We start from the raw sequence: 20,034 nt of genomic DNA, 5'->3' as shown, positions 1-20,034 counted from the left end.
CGGTGTCCGGCTAGCGGATCGGCATCCCCGACAGGGTGCGGGCGATGACCAGGCGCTGGATCTCGCTGGTGCCCTCGAAGATGGTGTAGATGGCGGCGTCCCGGTGCATGCGCTCCACCGGGTACTCCCGGGTGTAGCCGTTGCCGCCGAGGATCTGGATCGCCTGGGCGGTGACCTTCTTCGCCGTCTCGCTGGCGAACAGCTTGGACATCGAGCCCTCGGCCGCGGTGAACGGCTTGCCGTTGACCGCCATCCAGGAGGCCCGCCAGACGAGCAGCCGGGCCGCGTCGATCTGGGTCCGCATGTCGGCCAGCTGGAAGGCGACACCCTGGTTGTCGATGATCGGGCGGCCGAACTGCTCACGGGTCCTGGCGTAGTCGAGGGCGACCTCGTACGCCGCGCGGGCGGTGCCCACCGCCATGGCGCCGACCGCCGGGCGCGAGGCCTCGAAGGTGGCCATGGCCGCGTTCTTCACCCGCTCGCCGCCCGTCCTGGCCCGCTCGCGGGCCCGGGCCAGCCGCTCGTCGAGCTTCTCCTTGCCGCCGAGCAGGCAAGAGCCGGGCACCCGCACGTCCTCCAGGACGACCTCGGCGGTGTGCGAGGCGCGAATGCCGTGCTTCTTGAACTTCTGGCCCTGGGAGAGGCCCGGCGTGTTCGGCGGGACGATGAAGGACGCGTGGCCCTTGGAGCCCAGCTCCGGGTCGACGACCGCGACGACGACGTGGACGTTGGCGATGCCGCCGTTGGTCGCCCAGGTCTTCGTGCCGTTGATCACCCACTCGTCCTTGGCCTCGTCGTAGACGGCGCGGGTGCGCAGGGAGGCGACGTCGGAACCGGCGTCGGGCTCGGAGGAGCAGAACGCGGCGACCTTGACGTCGTTGGCGTCGCCGTACATCTGCGGGATCCAGGTGCCGATCTGCTCCTCGGTGCCGTTGGCGAGGACGCCGACGGCGGCGAGGCCGGTGCCGACGATGGACAGCGCGATGCCCGCGTCGCCCCAGAACAGCTCCTCCATCGCCATCGGGATGCCGAGACCGGTGGCGTCGAAGTACTGCTGGGCGTAGAAGTCGAGGGAGTAGATCCCGACCTTGGCGGCCTCCTGGATGACCGGCCAGGGAGTCTCCTCACGCTCGTCCCATTCGGCGGCCGCGGGGCGGATGACGTCGGCGGCGAAGCCGTGCAGCCAGTCCCGGACCTCCTTCTGTTCGTCGTTGAGCTCCATGGTGAACTCGGCCATGTCCCCTCCAGTGGCGCACATGCTTGTTACTTGCGGTAACCGCAGTCTGTTACCGGCGGGTAGGAAAAGTCAACTCACCAGGCACCCCCGGCAGCCCGTTCGATGCGCCGGTGGTGCCGAGTGTTAGTTTGCGCAAGCGTCACCGATTCAGCACGGGTGGGGAGAGCTCATGGACACCACGCAGCGGACCGAGCAGCAGCGGTCCGCCGACCGCCGACGGCGCGAGCTGCTGGAGGCCGCCGACCGGGTGGTGCTGCGCGACGGGCCGCAGGCCTCGATGAACGCCATCGCCGCGGAGGCGGGCATCACCAAACCGATCCTCTACCGCCACTTCGGCGACAAGGGCGGGCTCTACGCGGCACTGGCCAAGCGGCACACCGACGCGCTGCTGGACTCCCTGCGGGCCGCGCTGGACGCCCCCGCGGACCGGCGCGAGCGGGTCGAGGCCACCTTGGACACCTATCTCGCGGCCATCGAGGCCCGGCCCCAGGTGTACCGCTTCCTGATGCATCCCGCGGAGGGCGGCCAGGCCGGCGACCAGGGCTTCGACGTGGGCAAGAACGCGGCGCCGGTGCTGCGCAGGATGGGCGAGGAGCTGGGCAAGGTCATCGAGGAGCGGGTGGACCTCGGGCCGGACGGCGAGCGGCTGGCCCGCGTGTGGGGGCACGGGATCGTCGGGATGATGCACGCCGCCGGGGACTGGTGGCTGCGCGAACGGCCGTGTCCGCGCGCGGAGTTGGTGCGGAGCATGGCCGATCTGCTGTGGGGGCGGCTGGCCGCCGCCGGGGACCGGGCGGGTGGCCCGGGGTTCTGAGGGACCCGTCCCGGCCGCGGGTGACGCGGTCGGCCGCGCGGTGCCGCGCGCCCCCGGGTGCGTCACACCGGCCGGCGCCAGGACGCCCGGCGCACCTGCTTCATCAGCCGGCGATGGCGCCACCCCGTCACGCGGTCCGCGTACACCCCGCCCTCCAGATGGTCGTACTCGTGCTGGAGGCAGCGCGCGAAGAAGCCCGTGCCGTGGACGGTGACCGGCTCGCCGGTCAGGGTGAAGCCCTCGACGACCGCGTGATCGTACCTCTCCGTGCCCGCCTCCAGCCCCGGCAGGGACAGACAGCCCTCCGGACCCCCGATCACCACCCCGTCCGTCTCCACCAGCCGCGGATTCACCACATGTCCGAGATGCCGGACGTCCTCGTCGTCCGGGCAGTCGTACACGAACACCCGCAGCGGCTCACCCACCTGGTTCGCCGCCAGCCCCACTCCCTGGGCCGCGTACATCGTCGCGAACAAGTCCTCCACGAGGCGGGCCAGTTCGGGGCCGAAGTCGGTGACGTCCTCGCAGCGGGTGCGCAGAACGGGGTCGCCGAGCAGGGTGAGAGGCCGGACGCGCCCGCGGGCGCCCGGGATCGAGCCGTGTCGCATGTCGGCAAGGGTACGGTTCCCTACAGCCCACGCAGGCCGCGCAGGCGTGGGCCGCGATTCGGGAGTGCGAATGGATCTCGATAGGCTGACCACCATCACGTTGCCGACAGGCCCCAGGCGCGGCGCGTACGCAAGGAGGATCGAGAACTGATGGCAGGCAACTCGGACCCGCTCACGCCGCGGGCCAAGCTGGCCGTGACCGCGGGCAAGGCGGTCGCTGCGGCGTCGCGCGCCGCGGGACGCGGCAGCGGTTCGGTGATCGGTGGCCGGGTGGCACTCAAACTCGACCCCGACCTCCTCGCCCGGCTCGCCCAGAACCTGGACGTCGTCCTGGTCTCGGCGACCAACGGCAAGACCACCACCACCCGGCTGATCGCCGAGGCGCTGCGGGCCGCGGGCCCGGTCGTGTCCAACGCGCTCGGCGCCAACATGCCGGCCGGCATCACCTCGGCGCTCGCGGGCAGCTCGGAGGCCCGGTACGGCGTCATCGAGGTCGACGAGAAGTACCTCGCCGGTGTCGCCCGGGACACCGACCCCAAGTGCATCGCCCTGCTCAACCTCTCCCGCGACCAGCTCGACCGCGCCGCGGAGACCCGCATGCTCGCGGAGAACTGGCGCGAGGGACTGGCCGGGTCGAAGGCCGTGATCGTGGCGAACGCGGACGACCCGCTGGTCGTGTGGGCGGCGTCCTCCTCCGCGAACGTGATCTGGGTCGCGGCCGGTCAGATGTGGAAGGACGACGCCTGGTCCTGCCCCGCCTGCGGCGGTGTGATGCAGCGCCCCGGCGACGACTGGTTCTGCGGCGAGTGCGGCTTCCGCCGGCCCACCCCGACCTGGGCGCTCTCCGGCGACCACGTGCTGGACCCGCACGGCTCCGCCTGGCCGATCCACCTCCAGCTGCCGGGCCGCGCCAACAAGGCCAACGCGGCCAGCTCCGCCGCGGTCGCCGCCGTCTTCGGCGTGCCGCCGCAGGTGGCGCTGGAGCGCATGTACCAGGTGCAGGCGGTGGCCGGACGGTACGACGTCGTCCAGTTCCAGGGCCGTGACCTGCGGCTGCTGCTGGCGAAGAACCCGGCCGGCTGGCTGGAGACGTTCTCGCTGATCGACCCGCCGCCCACCCCGGTGATCCTGTCCGTGAACGCGCGCAGCGCCGACGGCACCGACACCTCCTGGCTCTGGGACGTCGACTACACGCGGCTGACCGGCCACCCGATCTTCGTCGTCGGTGACCGCAGACTGGACCTGGCGGTGCGGCTGGAGGTCGCGAACCAGCACTTCCAGGTCTGCGAGAACCTCGATCAGGCCGTGCAGCTGTGCCCGCCCGGCCGGATCGAGGTCATCGCGAACTACACCGCGTTCCAGGACCTGCGCCGCCGCGTCGGCAACTGACCAGCCGTAAGGACAGTGACTTCATGAGCGACAACCAACTGCGGGTCGTCTGGGTCTATCCGGACCTGCTGAGCACCTACGGCGACCAGGGCAACGTCCTCGTCGTCGAGCGCCGGGCGCGGCAGCGTGGCCTGGACGTGGCGCGGCTCGACGTGCGCAGCGACCAGCCCATCCCGACCTCCGGGGACATCTACCTGATCGGCGGCGGCGAGGACCGGCCGCAGCGGCTCGCGGCCGAGCGGCTGCGCCGGGACGGCGGCCTGGAGCGGGCGGTGGGGAACGGCGCGATCGTGTTCTCCGTGTGCGCCGGCTACCAGATCCTCGGCCACGAGTTCATCAACGACCTCGGCCAGCGGGAACCGGGCCTCGGCCTGCTGGACGTGGTCTCGGTGCGCGGTGAGGGCGCGCGGTGCGTCGGTGACGTGCTCGCCGACATCAACCCGCAGCTCGGCCTGCCCCCGCTGACCGGCTTCGAGAACCACCAGGGCGTCACCCACCTCGGTCCGACGGCCCGTCCCTTCGCCCAGGTCCGCCTGGGCAACGGCAACGGCACCGGCGACGGCACGGAGGGCGCGTTCAACGAGACCGTGTTCGGCACGTACATGCACGGTCCCGTGCTCGCCCGCAACCCGCTCATCGCGGACCTGCTGCTGAAGCTGGCGCTCGATGTGAACGCGCTGCCGCCGACGGACGACCGCTGGTACGAGGCGCTCCGCAACGAGCGCATCGCGGCGGCGCAGCAGCCTGCGTGAACCGGTACGTAACCGACAGTTCAACAGCCCGTCTGACGGCGCGTCCGCACAGGTGAGCGGGGTCGTCCAGCAGGCGGACGCACGGTTCGGCCCCGCCCCCCTGTGCCGCTAGGGTGGCGGGGATTCCCGCCGGACAACGTGGTCCGGTCCCCGGCCCACGTTGAGAAGGTATTTCGGGCTATGCGCATTGGTGTCCTCACGTCCGGCGGCGACTGCCCCGGCCTGAACGCCGTCATCCGGTCCGTCGTGCACCGTGCCGTCGCCGACCACGGCGACGAGGTCATCGGTTTCCGGGACGGCTGGAAAGGCCTCCTGGAGTGCGACTATCTGAAGCTCGACCTGGACGCGGTCGGCGGCATCCTCGCCCGCGGCGGCACCATCCTCGGCTCCTCCCGGGTCCGCCCCGAGCATCTGCGGGACGGTGTGGAGCGCGCCAAGGGCCATGTCGCCGAGCTGGGTCTCGACGCGATCATCCCGATCGGCGGTGAGGGCACGCTGAAGGCGGCCCGGCTGCTGTCGGACAACGGCCTGCCGATCGTGGGCGTGCCGAAGACCATCGACAACGACATCGCCGTCACCGACGTCACCTTCGGCTTCGACACGGCCGTCGGTGTCGCCACGGAGGCCCTGGACCGGCTGAAGACCACCGCCGAGTCCCACCAGCGGGTGCTGATCGTCGAGGTCATGGGCCGGCACACCGGCTGGATCGCGCTGCACTCCGGGATGGCGGCCGGCGCGCACGCCATCGTGGTGCCGGAGCGGCCGTTCGACATCGACGAGCTGACCGCGCGGGTCGGCGAGCGGTTCGAGGCGGGCAAGCGGTTCGCCATCGTTGTCGCGGCGGAGGGGGCCAAGCCGAAGCCCGGCTCCATGACCTTCGACGAGGGCGGCAAGGACATCTACGGCCACGAGCGGTTCGCCGGGATAGCCCGTCAGCTCTCCGTCGAGCTGGAGCAGCGGCTCGGCAAGGAGGCCCGCCCGGTCATCCTCGGGCACGTCCAGCGCGGCGGCACGCCCACGGCGTACGACCGGGTGCTGGCGACGCGGTTCGGGTGGCACGCGGTGGAGGCTGTGCACCGCGGAGAGTTCGGGCAGATGACGGCGTTGCGGGGCACCGACATCGTGATGGTGCCGCTCGCCGAGGCCGTGGAGACGCTGAAGACCGTTCCGGACGAGCGGTACGCGGAAGCGGAGTGCGTGCTCTAGCCGTCCGGCGGGTGCGGGTCGTGTGTGGTCGCTCGCGCCCCTGAGGCGAGTATGCGTGCCCCCGGTCATGAGTGCGGCCGGGGGCAGCTCTACTCTTGTGGGCGGACATCAGCACAAACCCCCCACGAAACAGGAGCCGGCGGATGGATCACAGCGGGCACGGCATGACCATGGATCTGCCGCCGTTCACGCTGGCACGGGGGCTGCAGTGGTCGGCGGACCCGTTCTTCCTCGTCGCCTGCCTGCTGGGGCTGGCGCTCTACGGCTGGGGTGTCGTCCGGCTGACCCGGCGCGGCGACAAGTGGCCGGTCGGCCGGACCGCCTTCTTCGCCGCCGGTGTGCTGAGCATCGGTCTGATGATGAACACCAAGCTGAACGACTACGGCATGGTCATGTTCAGCGTGCACATGGTGCAGCACATGGTGATCAGCATGCTCTCGCCGATCCTGGTCCTGCTGGGCGCCCCGATCACGCTGGCGCTGCGGGCGCTGCCGCCGGCGGGGCGGGGCCGCAAGGGGCCGCGTGAGCTGCTGCTGATGCTGCTGCACAGCCGGTACATGCGGATCGTCACCCATCCGGTGTTCACCATCCCGCTGTTCATCGCCAGCCTCTACGCGCTGTACTTCACGCCGCTGTTCGACTTCCTGATGGGCTCCAAGCCGGGGCACATCGCGATGATGGTGCACTTCCTCGCCGTGGGCGTGGTGTTCTTCTGGCCGATCATGGGCGTGGACCCGGGGCCGCACCGGCCCGGCTATCTGATGCGGATGCTGGAGCTGTTCGCGGGCATGCCGTTCCACGCGTTCTTCGGCATCGCGCTGATGATGGCCTCCCAGCCGATGGTGACCACCTACGCCGATCCGCCCGCCTCCCTCGGCATCGATCCGCTCTCCGACCAGAACGCGGCCGGCGGCATCGCCTGGGCGTTCAGCGAGATCCCGTCCGTGCTGGTGCTGATCGTGCTGCTGTTCCAGTGGTACGGCTCGGAGCAGCGGCAGGCCAAGCGCAAGGACCGGGCCGCCGACCGGGACGGCGACAAGGAGCTGGAGGCGTACAACGCCTATCTGGCCTCCCTGAACACCCAGGGCCGCTGACCTCCTCACCCCGCCGGCCGAGAGGCCGTACCCGGGGAAAGCCGGGACGAATCCCGCCGTCCAGGTCGCACGGAGGCAGAACCGGGGCACCATGGAGGTGGACGACCCATGAGGAGGGTGTTGCGATGCCCGGTTCCACGGACAGCTCCACGAAGACCATGGGGGTGCTCACCGTCGGCGGGCTCGTCATGGTGACGGCCTACACGGTGGCGCTCGGCAGCAACGGCTGGCTGTGGTTCGGCTGGGTGGTGCTGGGCCTGATCACGCTCGCCATGGTGGCCACCCGCAGCACCTGACCGGTCCGGCCCGCTCCTACTCCCGGGCGAGACGCCCCGCCGAGTGCACGCCCGGCTGGTACTTCGGCAGCCGGGCGGTGATCTTCATGCCCGCGCCGACGGCGGTCTCGATGACGAGGCCGTACTCGTCGCCGTAGACCTGGCGGAGCCGGTCGTCGACGTTGGACAGGCCGATCCCGCCGGACGGGCTGGCCTCGCCCGCGAGGATGCGGCGCAGCACTGCGGGGTCCATGCCGGCGCCGTCGTCCTCGATGACCACCAGCGCCTCGGCGCCCGCGTCCTGGGCGGTGAGGCTGATGTGGCAGGTGTCGGCCTTGCCCTCCAGGCCATGTTTCACGGCGTTCTCCACCAAGGGCTGGAGGCAGAGGAAGGGCAGGGTGACCGGCAGCACCTCGGGGGCGATCTGGAGGGTCACCGAGAGCCGGTCGCCGAAGCGGGCGCGGACCAGCGCCAGGTAGTGGTCGATGGCGTGCAGTTCGTCGGCGAGGGTGGTGAAGTCGCCGTGCCGTCGGAACGAGTAGCGGGTGAAGTCGGCGAACTCCAGCAGCAGCTCGCGGGCGCGTTCGGGATCGGTGCGGACGAACGAGGCGATCACCGCGAGCGAGTTGAAGATGAAGTGCGGGGAGATCTGGGCGCGCAGGGCCTTGATCTCGGCCTCGATGAGCCGGGTGCGGGAGCGGTCGAGGTCGGCGAGTTCGAGCTGGACGGAGACCCAGCGGGCGACCTCGGCGGCGGCCCGGACCAGTACGGCGGACTCGCGCGGCGCGCAGGCGACGAGGGCGCCGTGCACCCGGTCGTCGACGGTGAGCGGGGCGACGACGGCCCAGCGCAGGGGGCAGTCGGGGGTGTCGCAGCTGAGCCGGAAGGCCTCGCCGCGGCCGGTCTCCAGCGGGCCGGCGAGCCGTTCCACGATCTCGGCCCGGTGGTGGCCGCCCACGCCGTCCCAGGCGAGGACGTGGCTGTCGTCGGTGAGGCACAGCGCGTCCGTGCCGAGCAGGGTGCGCAGCCGGCGGGCCGACTTGCGGGCGGTCTCCTCGGTGAGTCCGGCGCGCAGCGGGGGTGCCGCCAGGGAGGCGGTGTGCAGGGTCTGGAAGGTGGCGTGCTCGACCGGCGTGCCGAGGCCGCCCAGGTCGTGGGTGCGGGGGCGGGCGGTGCGCCGGCCGAGCCAGAAACCGGCGGCGAGCAGCGGCAGCACGGCCACGCAGAGCCCGGCGAGGAAGCCGATCACGCCTTGACCTCCGTACGCAGCTGTTCCGGCAGGTGGAAGCGGGCCAGGATGGCGGCGGTGCCGGCCGGTACGCGCGCCGGGGTGGCCAGGGACACCAGCACCATGGTGAGGAAGCTCAGCGGCACCGACCACAGCGCGGGCCAGGCGAGCAGGGCGTGCAGCGGGCCGCCGCCCGGGAAGCCGGCCATGGTGGCGGCCACCGCGACGAACGCCGAGCCGCCGCCGACGAGCATGCCGGCGGCCGCGCCGGGCGGGGTGAGCCGGCGCCACCAGATGCCGAGGACGAGCAGCGGGCAGAAGGAGGAGGCCGAGACCGCGAAGGCGAGGCCGACGGCGTCGGCGACCGGCAGTCCGCCGACGAGGACGCTCGCCGCGAGCGGGGCGGCCATGGCGAGCAGGGTGCCCAGCCGGAAGTGCCGGACGCCGCGTGAGGGCAGCACGTCCTGGGTGAGCACCCCGGCGACGGCCATGGCGAGCCCTGAGGCGGTGGACAGGAAGGCGGCGAAGGCGCCGCCGGCGAGCAGCGCGCCGAGGAGGTCGCCGCCGACGCCGCCGATCATGCGGCCGGGCAGCAGCAGGACGGCCGCGTCGGCGTCCCCGGTGAGGGTGAGTTCGGGGGCGTAGAGGCGTCCGAGGGCGCCGTAGACCGGGGGCAGCAGGTAGAACGCGCCGATCAGGCCGAGGACGGCGACGGTGGTGCGGCGGGCGGCGACGCCGTGCGGGCTGGTGTAGAAGCGGACGACGACGTGCGGCAGGCCCATGGTGCCGAGGAAGGTGGCGAGGATCAGTCCGTACGTGGCGTACAGCGGGCGTTCCTCGCGGCCGGCGGCGAGCGAGGTCGACATGCCGCCGTTGCTGCCGCGGTCGGCGGCGGGTACGGGGGTGCCGGCGGCGAAGGTGAGGCGGGTGCCGCGTTCGATGCGGTGGGTGCCGGCGGGCAGGCGGATCTCGGTGCCGGGGTGGGCGCGGCCGTCGATGACACCGTCGGCGGTGACCGTGAGCGGCCGGTCGAGGCGCAGGTCGAGGGTGGCGTCGACGCGGACGGAGCGCTGTTCGCGGAAGGCGGCGGGTTCGTCGAAGGCGCGGACGGGGGCGCCGTCGGCCTGCCAGGCGAGGAACAGGAAGAACACCGGAACGAGCAGTGCGGTCAGCTTCAGCCAGTACTGGAAGGCCTGGACGAAGGTGATGCTGCGCATGCCGCCCGCGGCGACGATGGCGACCACGACGACGGCGACGATGATCCCGCCGAGCCAGTCCGGCGCCCCCGTCAGCACGGTCAGGGTGAGTCCCGCGCCCTGGAGCTGGGGCAGCAGGTAGAGCCAGCCGACGCCGACGACGAAGGCGCCGGCGAGCCTGCGCACCGCCTGCGAGGCGAGCCGGGCCTCGGCGAAGTCGGGCAGTGTGTAGGCGCCGGAGCGGCGCAGCGGGGCGGCGACGAAGAGCAGCAGGACGAGGTAGCCGGCGGTGTAGCCGACCGGGTACCAGAGCATGTCGGGGCCCTGCACCAGGACGAGGCCAGCGATGCCGAGGAAGGAGGCGGCGGACAGGTACTCGCCGCTGATGGCGGCCGCGTTCAGGCGTGGTCCGACGGTGCGGGAGGCGACGTAGAAGTCAGAGGTGGTGCGGGAGATGCGCAGGCCGAAGGCGCCGACCAGGACGGTCGCGAGGACGACCAGGGCGACGGCGGGGACGGCGTAGGTGGAGTTCACGGCGGGCGGGTCCGGTCAGCGGTCCTCGACCAGGCGGACGAAGTCGCGTTCGTTGCGTTCGGCGCGGCGGACGTACCAGCGGGCGAGCAGGACCAGCGGGGCGTAGAGGCAGAAGCCGAGCACCAGCCACTGCAGGCGGCCCGCGTCCGGGGCCGCGGCGAACACCAGCGGCAGCGGGCCGATCAGCAGGACGAGGACGGCGCACACGGCGAGCGCGGCGCGCAGCTGGCTGCGCATCAGGGAGCGGACGTAGGTGTGGCCGAGGGTGGTCTGCTCGTCGATCTCGGTGCGCGGGTGGTAGGCGCCGGGGGCGTGGACGCGGCGGGGCGGGCCGGTGACGACGACCCGGCGGTCGGCGGGGGTCTGCGGCACGGTCACGGCCTCCTCATCAGCAGGTCCCGCAGTTCTCGGGCGTGACGGCGGCTGACCTGGAGTTCCTCGGCGCCGACCAGGACGCTGACGGTGCCCGCGTCCAGGCGGAGTTCGCCGATGTGGCGCAGGGCGACGAGGTGGCGGCGGTGGATGCGGACGAAGCCGCGGGAGCGCCAGCGCTCCTCCAGGGTGGACAGCGGGATGCGGACCAGGTGGCTGCCGCCCTGGCCGGTGTGGAGGCGGGCGTAGTCGCCCTGGGCCTCGACGTGGGTGATGTCGTCGACGGCGACGAAGCGGGTCACGCCGCCGAGTTCGACGGGTATCTGGTCGGGGTCGGGTTCGCTCACCGGGATGTGCGGGGCGCCGCCGCCGCGTTCGGCGGCGCGGCGCACGGCCTCGGCGAGGCGTTCCTTGCGGACGGGTTTGAGGACGTAGTCGACCGCCTTGAGGTCGAAGGCCTGGACGGCGAAGTCCTCGTGGGCGGTGACGAAGACGATGAGCGGCGGGTCGGCGAAGCCGGTGAGCAGCCGGGCGAGGTCGAGGCCGTCGAGGCCGGGCATCTGGATGTCGAGGAAGACCACGTCGATGGCCTCGGGGCCGTCGGGGCCGGACTCCAGGGCGCGGTTGATGCGGCGCAGCGCCTCGGTGGCGTCGCCGGCTCCCTCGGCGCTGCCGATGCGGGGATCGGCGTGCAGGAGGTAGAGCAGTTCCTCCAGCGAGGGGCGTTCGTCGTCGACAGCCAGGGCACGCAGCATGAACCCGGAGTGTAGGAGTAATTCGTACGCCTGCACACGTGCCGAGGTGTGCGCGTTCCGGGACGTTCCCGCTGGATACAGTGCCGCCATGAACAGCAGGCCGGCACCGTTCGACGAGCTCGACCGGAAGATCATCACCGCGCTGATGGCGAACGCGCGGACCAGTTTCGCGGAGATCGGCGCGGCGGTCGGCCTGTCCGCCACGGCGGTGAAGCGCCGGGTGGACCGGTTGCGGGAGGCCGGGGTGATCACCGGGTTCACGGCGACGGTGAAGCCGTCGGCACTGGGCTGGCGTACGGAGGCGTACGTCGAGGTGTACTGCGAGGGCGCGGCGCCGCCGCGGCGGCTGGCGGAGGTGGTGCGCAACCATCCGGAGATCACCGCGGCGATGACGGTGACGGGGGGCGCGGACGCGCTGCTGCATGTGCGGGCTCGGGACGTGGAGCACTTCGAGGAGGTGCTGGAGCGGATCCGGACGGAGCCGTTCATCCGCAAGACGATCAGTGTGATGGTGCTGTCCCATCTGATCCCCGAGAGCCCGGAGGCCGGCGCGAGCCAGCCGGCGCCCAGGGGCGCTCCACAGGGCGCAGCAGACGTGCGTCTGCCCTGATCAGGACGCAGCATTTCTGCGTGAACGCGCAGCTTTCGTCGCTTGTCGTTCGTCCGCGTGGCTTTCTACCGTGGTGTCAACCCTCAGTCGACACCGCAGGAAGCGGAGGAACCCCTCTGTGTCCGAAAGTCGTGTGGCGCGTCGGCGGCGCTTCCTCGTCTGCGAACCCAGACACTTCGCCGTGCAGTACGCGATCAATCCCTGGATGCATCCCGATGTCCGGGTCGACGTCGACCTCGCCCACGAGCAGTGGCAGGCGCTGATCGGCGCCTACCGCGCGCACGGCCACGCGGTCGACGCCGTGGAGCCGGTGCCCGGACTGCCGGACATGGTCTTCGCCGCGAACTCGGCGGTCGTCGTCGGCGGCCGCGTCTTCGGCTCCCTCTTCCACGCTCCGGAGCGCCGTCCGGAGTCCGCGCACTACGAGACCTGGTTCAGGACGGCGGGCTACGACGTGCACCGGCCGGAGTCGGTGTGCGAGGGCGAGGGCGACCTGGTCTGGACGGGCCGGTACGTGCTGGCCGGCACGGGGTTCCGGACGACCCGTGAGGCGCACCGCGAGGCGCAGGAGTTCTTCGGCCACCCGGTGATCAGCCTGACGCTGGTGGACCCGTACTTCTACCACCTGGACACGGCGCTGTTCGTGCTCGACGACTCCGCCGACGGCAACAACATCGTGTACTACCCGGAGGCGTTCTCCCCGGGCAGCCGCGCGGTGCTGGAGCGGCTGTTCCCGGACGCGGTGCTCGCCGGCCGCGAGGACGCGATGACCTTCGGGCTGAACTCGGTGTCCGACGGCCGCCATGTCTTCATCGCACCGCGGGCCGAGGCGCTGGCCGCCCGGCTCGACGACCACGGCTACGTCCCCGTCGCCGTCGACCTGTCGGAGTTCCACAAGGCCGGCGGCGGCATCAAGTGCTGCACTCAGGAGATCCGTTCATGACCGCACCCGCCCGCACCGCCCGTGACTCCGCCGAGCTGATCGCCGCGGAGCAGCCCGTCCTCGCCCACAACTACCACCCGCTGCCCGTGGTCGTGGCCCGTGCCGAGGGCAGCTGGGTGGAGGACGTCGAGGGCCGCCGCTACCTGGACATGCTGGCCGGCTACTCGGCCCTGAACTTCGGCCACCGGCACCCGGCGCTGATCGAGGCCGCCCACCGCCAGCTGGACCGGCTGACGCTGACCTCCCGCGCCTTCCACCACGACCGGCTCGCCGGCTTCGCCGAGCGGCTGGCCGAGTTGACCGGCCTCGACATGGTGCTGCCGATGAACACCGGCGCGGAGGCGGTGGAGAGCGGCATCAAGGTGGCCCGCAAGTGGGCGTACGACGTCAAGGGCGTCCCCGCCGACCGGGCGACGATCGTGGTCGCGGCGGAGAACTTCCACGGCCGGACGACGACGATCGTCAGCTTCTCCACGGACGAGACGGCCCGGTCGGGCTTCGGCCCCTTCACGCCCGGCTTCCGGATCGTGCCGTACAACGACCTGGCGGCGCTGGAGGCGGCGGTCGACGAGACCACCGCGGCGGTGCTGATCGAGCCGATCCAGGGCGAGGCGGGCGTCGTCGTCCCCGACGACGGCTATCTGGCCGGAGTCCGTGAGCTGACCCGCCGCGCGGGCTGTCTGTTCATCGCCGACGAGATCCAGTCCGGGCTCGGCCGCACCGGCCGCACCCTCGCCGTCGAGCACGAGGACGTCGTCCCGGACGTGGTGCTGCTCGGCAAGGCGCTGGGCGGCGGCATCGTCCCGGTGTCGGCGGTGGTCGCCCGCCGCGAGGTGCTGAGCGTGCTGCATCCCGGGGAGCACGGCTCCACCTTCGGCGGCAACCCGCTCGCCGCCGCGGTCGGCACGGCCGTCGTCGAACTGCTGGAGACCGGCGAGTTCCAGCGCCGGGCGGCCGAGCTGGGCGTGGTCCTGCGCGGCGGTCTCACCGAGCTGGTCGGCAGGGGCGTGCTCGGCTTCCGGGCCCGCGGGCTGTGGGCGGGCGTCGACATCGACCCGGCCATCGGCACCGGCCGTGACATCAGCGAGCGGCTGATGCGCGAGGGCGTCCTCGTCAAGGACACCCACGGCTCGACGATCCGCCTGGCTCCTCCGCTGACCGTCACCGGGGAGGAACTGCGTTCGGCGATCGGGGCGTTGGAGAAGGTGCTGGCCGAGGGCTGAGGCCCGGACGGGCGGGGTGGGGGCCGTGCGGCACGGCCCCCACCCCGCTATCGGCGGTTGCGCCGCCGCGGCCGCCAGGGCAGCCAGTTGGCGCCGGCCTCGATGACGTCCACGGCGTCCTTGCGCTCGGCGCGGAACAGCCCGATCACCACCGTCAGGAACGCGGCGGCCACCAGGAGGCCGAACGCCAGACCGATCACCACCAGCCCGTGGTCGGGCAGCCCGTACACGAACTCCATGAGCATGTGCTGTCTTCTCCAGGCCGCGGACCGGGCGCGACCTCAGAGTGCGACGAGGTTCACGCTGCGAGGGCGAGGGGCGGCACGCTTCGGGACCCGGTCTCCCCGAACGGCCGCACGCGTCGGCCGCATGGTGGCGCGTTGCGGGTGCCGGCGCTCCGCAGGGCCGTACGGAGGAACACGCGTCCCCGGCAGCCGACGGCGTCGAGCCGGTCCCGGTGGCGGGTCAGGATCGACCCGCGCAGCCGGATCAGCGCCAGCAGCGCGGCCTTGAGGTGCCGCCGGGCGAAACGGCCGAGGCCGACGACGCGGCCGGCGAGGGCGAGGGCGCGCTGCCAGGTCAGGGGGCGGCCGCCGGTGCGCACCAGCTCCACGGCGAGGGCTTCGTCGATGCGCTCGGCCACGGGGAGCAGCTGGTCGCGGGCGAGGACGCGCGGCCGGGGCAGGAGGTCGAGGAGGTTCGACGCGCCGGCGACCAGGTGGGCGAGGAGGGTGGCCTTGCCCTGGCCGGCCCGCCCCGTGATCAGTCCCACGTGCCCGGACAGGTCAGCCCGGTGGTCCAGCTGCCGCCAGGCCCGCTCGGCCCGGTTCAGGCGGTCGAGGGCGGCGGCGGCCCGGACGGTCGACTTGGCCTGCACGAGCAGCACCTGATGGCCGGACAGGCAGACGAGGTCGACACCCGAGTCGTGGGCGCCGGCGGGCGGCCGGAGCACGGCCGCGGGCGCGCGGGGCGGCACGGCCATGTTCCGGTGACACCTGCTCAGGGACCGCCGGTGCGCGTCGGTGCGGACCGTCCGTCCGTCACGCCCTTCGGCGAGGAAACGCACGCACGACGACACCCGCGCCCTTCCGGGTGGAGTGGGTGGACGCCTGCCGGGGCCGGGCGGCGGGAAGGGAAGGTACTGGTGGTACACCGTCCGCCCCCTTCCCATCGATCGCCGTCTCCTCAAAGATACCGGCAGCCCCTGACAGGGAGGAGCATCCCTTGTTCTACCGCCTGCTGAAGTACGTGCTGTTGGGACCGTTGCTCAGGATGGTCTTCCGGCCGCGGATCGAAGGGCTGGAGCATGTGCCGGCGTCGGGGGCGGGGATCGTCGCCGGGAACCATCTGTCGTTCTCGGACCACTTCCTGATGCCGGCGGTGCTGAAACGGCGGATCACCTTCCTGGCGAAGGCCGAGTACTTCACCGGGCCCGGGGTGAAGGGACGGCTCACCGCGGCGTTCTTCCGCAGCGCGGGGCAGATCCCGGTGGACCGGTCGGGCAAGGACGCGGGTCAGGCGGCGATCCGGGAGGGGCTCGGGGTGCTGGCGCGCGGGGAGCTGCTCGGGATCTATCCGGAGGGCACGCGCTCGCACGACGGACGGCTCTACAAGGGCAAGGTCGGGGTCGCGGTGATGGCGCTGAAGGCCGGGGTGCCGGTGGTGCCGTGCGCGATGATCGGCACGTTCGAGGCGCAGCCGCCGGGCCGGAAGCTGCCCCGCGTGCATCCGGTGCGGATCCGGTTCGGGGAGCCGCTGGACTTTTCGCGCTACGCCGGGATGGAGGGCGAGAAGGCGGTCCTGCGGGCCGTCACGGACGAGATCATGTACGCGATCCTGGCGCTGTCGGGGCAGGAGTACGTCGACCGGTACGCCGCGGATGTGAAGGCCGAGGTGGCCGCCGCCAAGGAGCGCAGGTTCCGGCGCGCGCCACGGAGTTGACCGCCGGCGGCGCGGGCCGCCGAGCGGTGAGGGCGCCGAGCGGTGAGGGGCGACCGGTCGTGAACCGGGCCGCCCCTCAGCTCGTACGGTCGCCGGTTACGGCTTGGGCGTGGCGTGCGGGGCGCAGGTCACGTCCTGGGCGTCCAGCTTGCCGGTGAGCAGGTAGGCGTCGACCCGCTCGTTGATGCAGGAGTTGACGAGGCTGGTCACGCCGTGGGAGCCGGCGTTCTTCTCGGTGATCAGGCGGGAGCCCTTGAAACGCTTGTGCAGTTCGACGCCGCCGCCGTAGGGCGTGGCCGCGTCGCGCTCGGCCTGGACGATGAGCACCGGCGGCAGGCCCTTGCCGGTCTTCACGTCGACCGGGGTCTGCTGCTTGACCGGCCAGGTCGCGCAGGGCAGGTTCATCCAGGCGTTGGCCCAGGTGAGGAACGGGTAGTCGCGGTGCAGCCGGGTGTTGTCGCGGTCCCAGCGCTGCCAGCTCGTGGGCCACTTGGCGTCGGCGCACTCGACGGCGGTGTAGACGGCGTTGCCGTTCTCGGAGGAGGCGTTGCCCGCGGTGTCGGACAGGTCCGGGGCGGCGGCGTCGACCAGGGCCTGGGTGTCACCGGCGAAGTAGGCGCTGAACACCGAGGCGACCGGCGCCCAGGACGAGTCGTAGTACGGGGCGCTCTGGAAGAAGCCGATCAGCTCGGCCGGGCCGACGAGGCCGCCGATGGGCTGCTTCTTCGCGGTGGCGCGCAGCTGGAGCCACTTGTCCTGGACCTCGGCGCGGGTGGTGCCGAGGTGGTAGGTGGCGTCGTTGGCGGCGACCCAGTCCTGCCAGTCCTGCCAGCGGGTCTCGAAGGCGACGTCCTGGTCGAGGTTGGCCTGGTACCAGATCTTCTCGCGGGACGGGTTGACCACGCTGTCGGTGATCATGCGGCGGACGTGGCCCGGGAAGAGCGTGCCGTAGACGGCGCCGAGGTAGGTGCCGTAGGAGACGCCGAGGAAGTTGAGCTTCTTCTCGCCGAGCGCGGCACGGATGACGTCGAGGTCCCGCGCGGTGTTCGGGGTGGTCATGTGCGGCAGCATGGCGCCGCTGCGCTCGTAGCAGCCCTCGGCGTACTCGCGGGCCAGCTTGCGCTGGGCGAGCTTGTCGGCCTCGGAGTCGGGCACCGGGTCCGCCTTGGGTGCCTTGACGAACTCCTGCGGGTCGACGCAGGAGATGGGTGCCGACTTGCCGACGCCGCGCGGGTCGAAGCCCACGAAGTCGTACGCCTTGGCCACGTTCGCCCAGACCGGGGCCTTGGTGGTGACGCGGCGCGGGAAGCGGAGCCCGGAGCCGCCGGGGCCGCCCGGGTTGTAGACGAGGGCGCCCTGCCGCTCGGTCTTGGTGCCGGTGTTGCCGATGCGGTCGACGGCGAGCTTGATCTGCTTGCCGTGGGGCTTGGCGTAGTCGAGCGGCACGGTGACCCAGCCGCACTGGATCGGCTTCTCCAGGCCCCATTCGGCGGGGCAGTCCTGCCAGTCGATGCCCTGTCGCGCGGCGCGTTCCGCCGCGAGCGCGACGCCCCGGGCCTCTCGGTCCTGACCGTGGCCGGCCTGGGCGGCGACCCGGTCGGTGCCGGTCGTGGCGCCCGCGTCCGCGCTGGCCGTGGGCGCGGCGACGGCGCCGGCTATCAGGGTGGCCGCGACGAGCACTCCGGCCGAACCGGGTGCCGCCGTACGCCTGTTCGGTCTATTGTCCCTCAAGTGGGGCCTCCCCCTACATCGTTGCGATGACTACGGGGGATCCTGGCGGCTCCGCGCTCGTCGGCGACAGGGTGGTCCGGCTTTCTTTGCCAATCCGATAACCGGATAACCCCATCCCGCTGAGCGGAACGCTAGGGCCTGTCGCGGCCCTGGCCGAGCTCCGCCAGCGCCGCATCCAGCAGCCGGCGCAGCCGCAGCGCGTCCGGCGCCACCGCGCTCACCAGCACGGCCGGCCCGGCCAGCGGCATCAGCGCGGCCCCCTCCCCCAGCGTCCGCGCCGCCACCGGCTGTGCGCCGAACTCCGGCCCGGCGACGACCAGTTGACCCACGGCCCGGTGCCCGCCGAGCCCGGCCGGGCCGTCCCAGCCGCCCGGCGCGCCGGGCCCGCAGGCCAGCTCCTGGTCGAGCACGGCCCGCCCGTCGACCCGCACGGTCAGCCGGCTGGTGAGCCGCCCCGGCTGCTCCCCCACCCGCCCGAGCACCTGCTCCTCACGCAGCACCAGCCGCGCCGACGCGGCCAGGTCGACCCGGGTCCGCACGGTCAGCTCGCTGTGCGCGACGGAGATCAACTGCTCCGGCAGCCAGTGCAGTTCGGCGCCGTCGGCGACGGCGAGCCGTACGTCGTAGCGGGCCTCGCCCTTGGCCTGGCCGGGCAGCGCGATGGTGGCGGCCGCCGAGCCGACGCGCAGCCGGGCGCCCTCGGCCACCTCCGCGTCCACGGTGAAGTGGTCACCGCCCAGCGGCCCGCTCATCGCCCCGACGAGCATCACCCGGGCCGCCTCGCCGCTGCTCCGGGTCCGTCGCAGCGCCAGCGGGCCCTCGCCCGCGAGCACCGGCAGCGCCGTACCGCCCCGGCCGTCGTCCACGGCCCGGATGCGCGCGGTGGCCCGTACTCCGCCGGTCGCGGTCATGCCGTCCACGCGGCGAGCCGCGCGCGCACCCAGCCGGCGACGTCCGTCACACCGCTCTCGCTCCGCAGCGACTGGAGGACGACCGGCAGTTCGGCGCGCTGCGCCTTGGCGTCCGCCGCCATCCGGGCGAGGTCGGAGCCGACGTACGGCGCGAGGTCGGTCTTGTTGATCACCAGCAGGTCGGCGGTGGTGACACCCGGCCCGCCCTTGCGCGGGATGTCGTCGCCGCCCGCCACGTCGATCACGAAGATCTGCGCGTCCACGAGCCCCTTGGAGAAGGTCGCGGTGAGGTTGTCGCCGCCGGACTCCACCAGGATCAGGTCGAGCGGCCCGACCTCGTCCTCCAGGTCCTCCACCGCCTCCAGATTGGCGGAGATGTCGTCCCGGATGGCGGTGTGCGGGCAGGCGCCCGTCTCCACCGCGGTGATCCGCTCCGGCGGCAGCACGGCCTCCCGCAGCAGGAACTCGGCGTCCTCCCGGGTGTAGATGTCGTTGGTGACGACGGCCAGCGACAGCTCGTCGCGCAGGGCCCGGCAGAGCGCCGCGACGGTGGCGGTCTTCCCGGACCCGACGGGCCCGCCGAGCCCGATCCGCAGCGCCCGGCGGCGCCCGTCCGGCCGGTGCGCGTCCGCGCTGACGGCGGCGGGGCCGTCGTGGGAGTGGTCGAGGTGCATGGCGGCTCCTGTTTCTCGCGGTGCCTCGGTCAGGTACTCGCGGTGCCTTGGTCAGAGGTGTCCGTCCGGGCCGGACAGGGGTACGGGAAGCGGCGCTCCGGGCCTACGACGCGAAGAGCCGGACGGCCCACGCGGCATGCCGCTCGGCCCCGATCTCCAGCAGCGGGGCGGACGGTGCGGGCAGCGCGTCGACGCCCTCGGCGACGGCCTCCCGAGCCGCGCCGACCGCCTGGTCCACGACGCGGTCCAGCTCCGGCGCCAGCCGGGCCAGCACCCCGGTCGCGTCGAAGGGGTCGAGGCTGAGCAGCCGGACGACCGCGCTCGCGGGCCCGCTCACGCTCTCGTACACCGCGCAGTACGCGGCGTCCGCCGCCCCGAGTCCCGCCGCCCGCGCCGTGAGCCCGAGCACCACCGGCTGATGCGCGCCCTTGGGGAACGCGCTGGCCAGGGCGTCGAGTTCGGCCGACGGCCAGGTGGCCCGCGCCGCCCGCGTCAGCTGGCGGCCCAGCTTGCGCGCGGCGGTGCGCAGCGCGGGCGACGG

At 72.6% G+C, this 20,034-nt stretch carries 22 protein-coding genes; 10 read left to right on the top strand and 12 right to left on the bottom strand.

Annotated features, from left to right (window positions below):
• Positions 1-10 precede the first annotated feature (10 nt).
• Positions 11-1,237 (bottom strand): acyl-CoA dehydrogenase family protein, encoded by a 1,227-nt coding sequence (locus ABT232_RS36240; RefSeq protein ID WP_351848463.1) that lies wholly within the window; start codon positions 1,235-1,237, stop codon positions 11-13.
• 169 nt (positions 1,238-1,406) lie between these two features.
• On the opposite strand from ABT232_RS36240, the gene ABT232_RS36235 reads away from it, so the two are divergent.
• Positions 1,407-2,051, top strand: coding sequence for a TetR/AcrR family transcriptional regulator (locus tag ABT232_RS36235; RefSeq protein WP_351848461.1), 645 nt, complete (start codon positions 1,407-1,409; stop codon positions 2,049-2,051).
• A 62-nt stretch (positions 2,052-2,113) separates the two neighbouring features.
• Here ABT232_RS36235 and def read toward each other — a convergent pair whose 3' ends face one another.
• Positions 2,114-2,659, bottom strand: coding sequence for a peptide deformylase (gene def, locus ABT232_RS36230; protein WP_351848458.1), 546 nt, complete (start codon positions 2,657-2,659; stop codon positions 2,114-2,116).
• 150 nt (positions 2,660-2,809) lie between these two features.
• Between def and ABT232_RS36225 the strand changes: the two genes are divergently transcribed.
• The 5 genes from ABT232_RS36225 to ABT232_RS36205 all read left to right on the top strand — a co-directional run bounded on the left by ABT232_RS36225 (position 2,810) and on the right by ABT232_RS36205 (position 7,396).
• The gene (locus ABT232_RS36225; protein ID WP_351848455.1) at positions 2,810-4,048 is read left to right on the top strand and encodes a MurT ligase domain-containing protein; all 1,239 of its coding nucleotides are present in this window, start codon (positions 2,810-2,812) and stop codon (positions 4,046-4,048) included.
• A gap of 23 nt (positions 4,049-4,071) precedes the next feature.
• A complete protein-coding gene (locus ABT232_RS36220) occupies positions 4,072-4,800 on the top strand; it encodes a type 1 glutamine amidotransferase (RefSeq protein WP_351848453.1) in 729 nt (242 codons plus the stop codon).
• 180 nt (positions 4,801-4,980) lie between these two features.
• Entirely contained in the window at positions 4,981-6,006 is a 1,026-nt protein-coding gene (locus ABT232_RS36215) for a 6-phosphofructokinase (RefSeq protein ID WP_351848450.1), read from the top strand.
• 143 nt (positions 6,007-6,149) lie between these two features.
• Complete coding sequence (locus ABT232_RS36210; protein WP_351848447.1) at positions 6,150-7,100, top strand: cytochrome c oxidase assembly protein; 951 nt, start codon at positions 6,150-6,152, stop codon at positions 7,098-7,100.
• Positions 7,101-7,225: 125 nt separating this feature from the next.
• Complete coding sequence (locus ABT232_RS36205; protein ID WP_351848445.1) at positions 7,226-7,396, top strand: hypothetical protein; 171 nt, start codon at positions 7,226-7,228, stop codon at positions 7,394-7,396.
• 16 nt (positions 7,397-7,412) lie between these two features.
• Here the strand turns inward: ABT232_RS36205 and ABT232_RS36200 are convergent, their stop codons facing one another.
• The 4 genes from ABT232_RS36200 to ABT232_RS36185 are packed head-to-tail and all read right to left on the bottom strand — an operon-like array spanning position 7,413 to position 11,460.
• Positions 7,413-8,624: a sensor histidine kinase gene (locus ABT232_RS36200; protein ID WP_351848442.1), complete on the bottom strand. Its 1,212-nt coding sequence runs from the start codon at positions 8,622-8,624 to the stop codon at positions 7,413-7,415.
• Positions 8,621-10,333, bottom strand: a complete 1,713-nt coding sequence (locus ABT232_RS36195; RefSeq protein ID WP_351848439.1) for a sodium/solute symporter — start codon at positions 10,331-10,333, stop codon at positions 8,621-8,623. Before ABT232_RS36195 ends, ABT232_RS36200 begins: the two co-directional genes overlap by 4 nt.
• A gap of 15 nt (positions 10,334-10,348) precedes the next feature.
• Positions 10,349-10,705, bottom strand: coding sequence for a hypothetical protein (locus tag ABT232_RS36190; RefSeq protein WP_351848509.1), 357 nt, complete (start codon positions 10,703-10,705; stop codon positions 10,349-10,351).
• A gap of 2 nt (positions 10,706-10,707) precedes the next feature.
• A complete protein-coding gene (locus ABT232_RS36185; RefSeq protein WP_351848436.1) occupies positions 10,708-11,460 on the bottom strand; it encodes a LytR/AlgR family response regulator transcription factor in 753 nt (250 codons plus the stop codon).
• Between the two features lie 88 nt (positions 11,461-11,548).
• Here ABT232_RS36185 and ABT232_RS36180 point away from each other — a divergent pair, with 88 nt between their 5' ends.
• The 3 genes from ABT232_RS36180 to rocD all read left to right on the top strand — a co-directional run bounded on the left by ABT232_RS36180 (position 11,549) and on the right by rocD (position 14,236).
• Positions 11,549-12,070, top strand: coding sequence for an Lrp/AsnC family transcriptional regulator (locus ABT232_RS36180; RefSeq protein WP_351848434.1), 522 nt, complete (start codon positions 11,549-11,551; stop codon positions 12,068-12,070).
• Positions 12,071-12,188: 118 nt separating this feature from the next.
• Positions 12,189-13,013 carry a dimethylargininase gene (gene ddaH, locus ABT232_RS36175; RefSeq protein WP_351848431.1) on the top strand — a complete coding sequence of 275 codons (825 nt, stop codon included), beginning with the start codon at positions 12,189-12,191 and terminating at the stop codon, positions 13,011-13,013.
• Positions 13,010-14,236 (top strand): ornithine--oxo-acid transaminase, encoded by a 1,227-nt coding sequence (rocD, locus tag ABT232_RS36170; protein ID WP_351848429.1) that lies wholly within the window; start codon positions 13,010-13,012, stop codon positions 14,234-14,236. The genes ddaH and rocD overlap by 4 nt, the downstream gene beginning before the upstream one ends.
• Before the next feature lie 47 nt (positions 14,237-14,283).
• Here the strand turns inward: rocD and ABT232_RS36165 are convergent, their stop codons facing one another.
• Both ABT232_RS36165 and ABT232_RS36160 read right to left on the bottom strand, forming a co-directional pair.
• A complete protein-coding gene (locus ABT232_RS36165) occupies positions 14,284-14,481 on the bottom strand; it encodes a hypothetical protein (RefSeq protein WP_351848426.1) in 198 nt (65 codons plus the stop codon).
• A gap of 53 nt (positions 14,482-14,534) precedes the next feature.
• On the bottom strand, positions 14,535-15,218 hold the full coding sequence (locus ABT232_RS36160; RefSeq protein WP_351848424.1) for a hypothetical protein: 684 nt from the start codon (positions 15,216-15,218) through the stop codon (positions 14,535-14,537).
• A gap of 242 nt (positions 15,219-15,460) precedes the next feature.
• Here ABT232_RS36160 and ABT232_RS36155 point away from each other — a divergent pair, with 242 nt between their 5' ends.
• Positions 15,461-16,177, top strand: a complete 717-nt coding sequence (locus tag ABT232_RS36155) for a lysophospholipid acyltransferase family protein (protein ID WP_351848422.1) — start codon at positions 15,461-15,463, stop codon at positions 16,175-16,177.
• A gap of 96 nt (positions 16,178-16,273) precedes the next feature.
• On the opposite strand, the gene ABT232_RS36150 is transcribed toward ABT232_RS36155, so the two are convergent.
• From ABT232_RS36150 to ABT232_RS36135, 4 genes are all read right to left on the bottom strand, one after another.
• On the bottom strand, positions 16,274-17,908 hold the full coding sequence (locus ABT232_RS36150) for an alpha/beta hydrolase (protein ID WP_351848420.1): 1,635 nt from the start codon (positions 17,906-17,908) through the stop codon (positions 16,274-16,276).
• A gap of 131 nt (positions 17,909-18,039) precedes the next feature.
• Positions 18,040-18,819 carry an urease accessory protein UreD gene (locus ABT232_RS36145; protein ID WP_351848418.1) on the bottom strand — a complete coding sequence of 260 codons (780 nt, stop codon included), beginning with the start codon at positions 18,817-18,819 and terminating at the stop codon, positions 18,040-18,042.
• Positions 18,816-19,493 carry an urease accessory protein UreG gene (gene ureG / locus ABT232_RS36140; RefSeq protein ID WP_351848416.1) on the bottom strand — a complete coding sequence of 226 codons (678 nt, stop codon included), beginning with the start codon at positions 19,491-19,493 and terminating at the stop codon, positions 18,816-18,818. Before ureG ends, ABT232_RS36145 begins: the two co-directional genes overlap by 4 nt.
• Positions 19,494-19,596: 103 nt before the next feature.
• The coding region (locus ABT232_RS36135) for an urease accessory protein UreF (protein WP_351848413.1) at positions 19,597-20,034 on the bottom strand (438 nt) is incomplete at its 5' end.

Origin of the sequence: Streptomyces sp. NPDC001532 (assembly GCF_040298625.1) — a bacterium.
In the GTDB taxonomy this organism is placed as follows: Bacteria; Actinomycetota; Actinomycetes; order Streptomycetales; family Streptomycetaceae; genus Streptomyces.
This window is presented reverse-complemented; position numbering and strand designations above follow the sequence as displayed.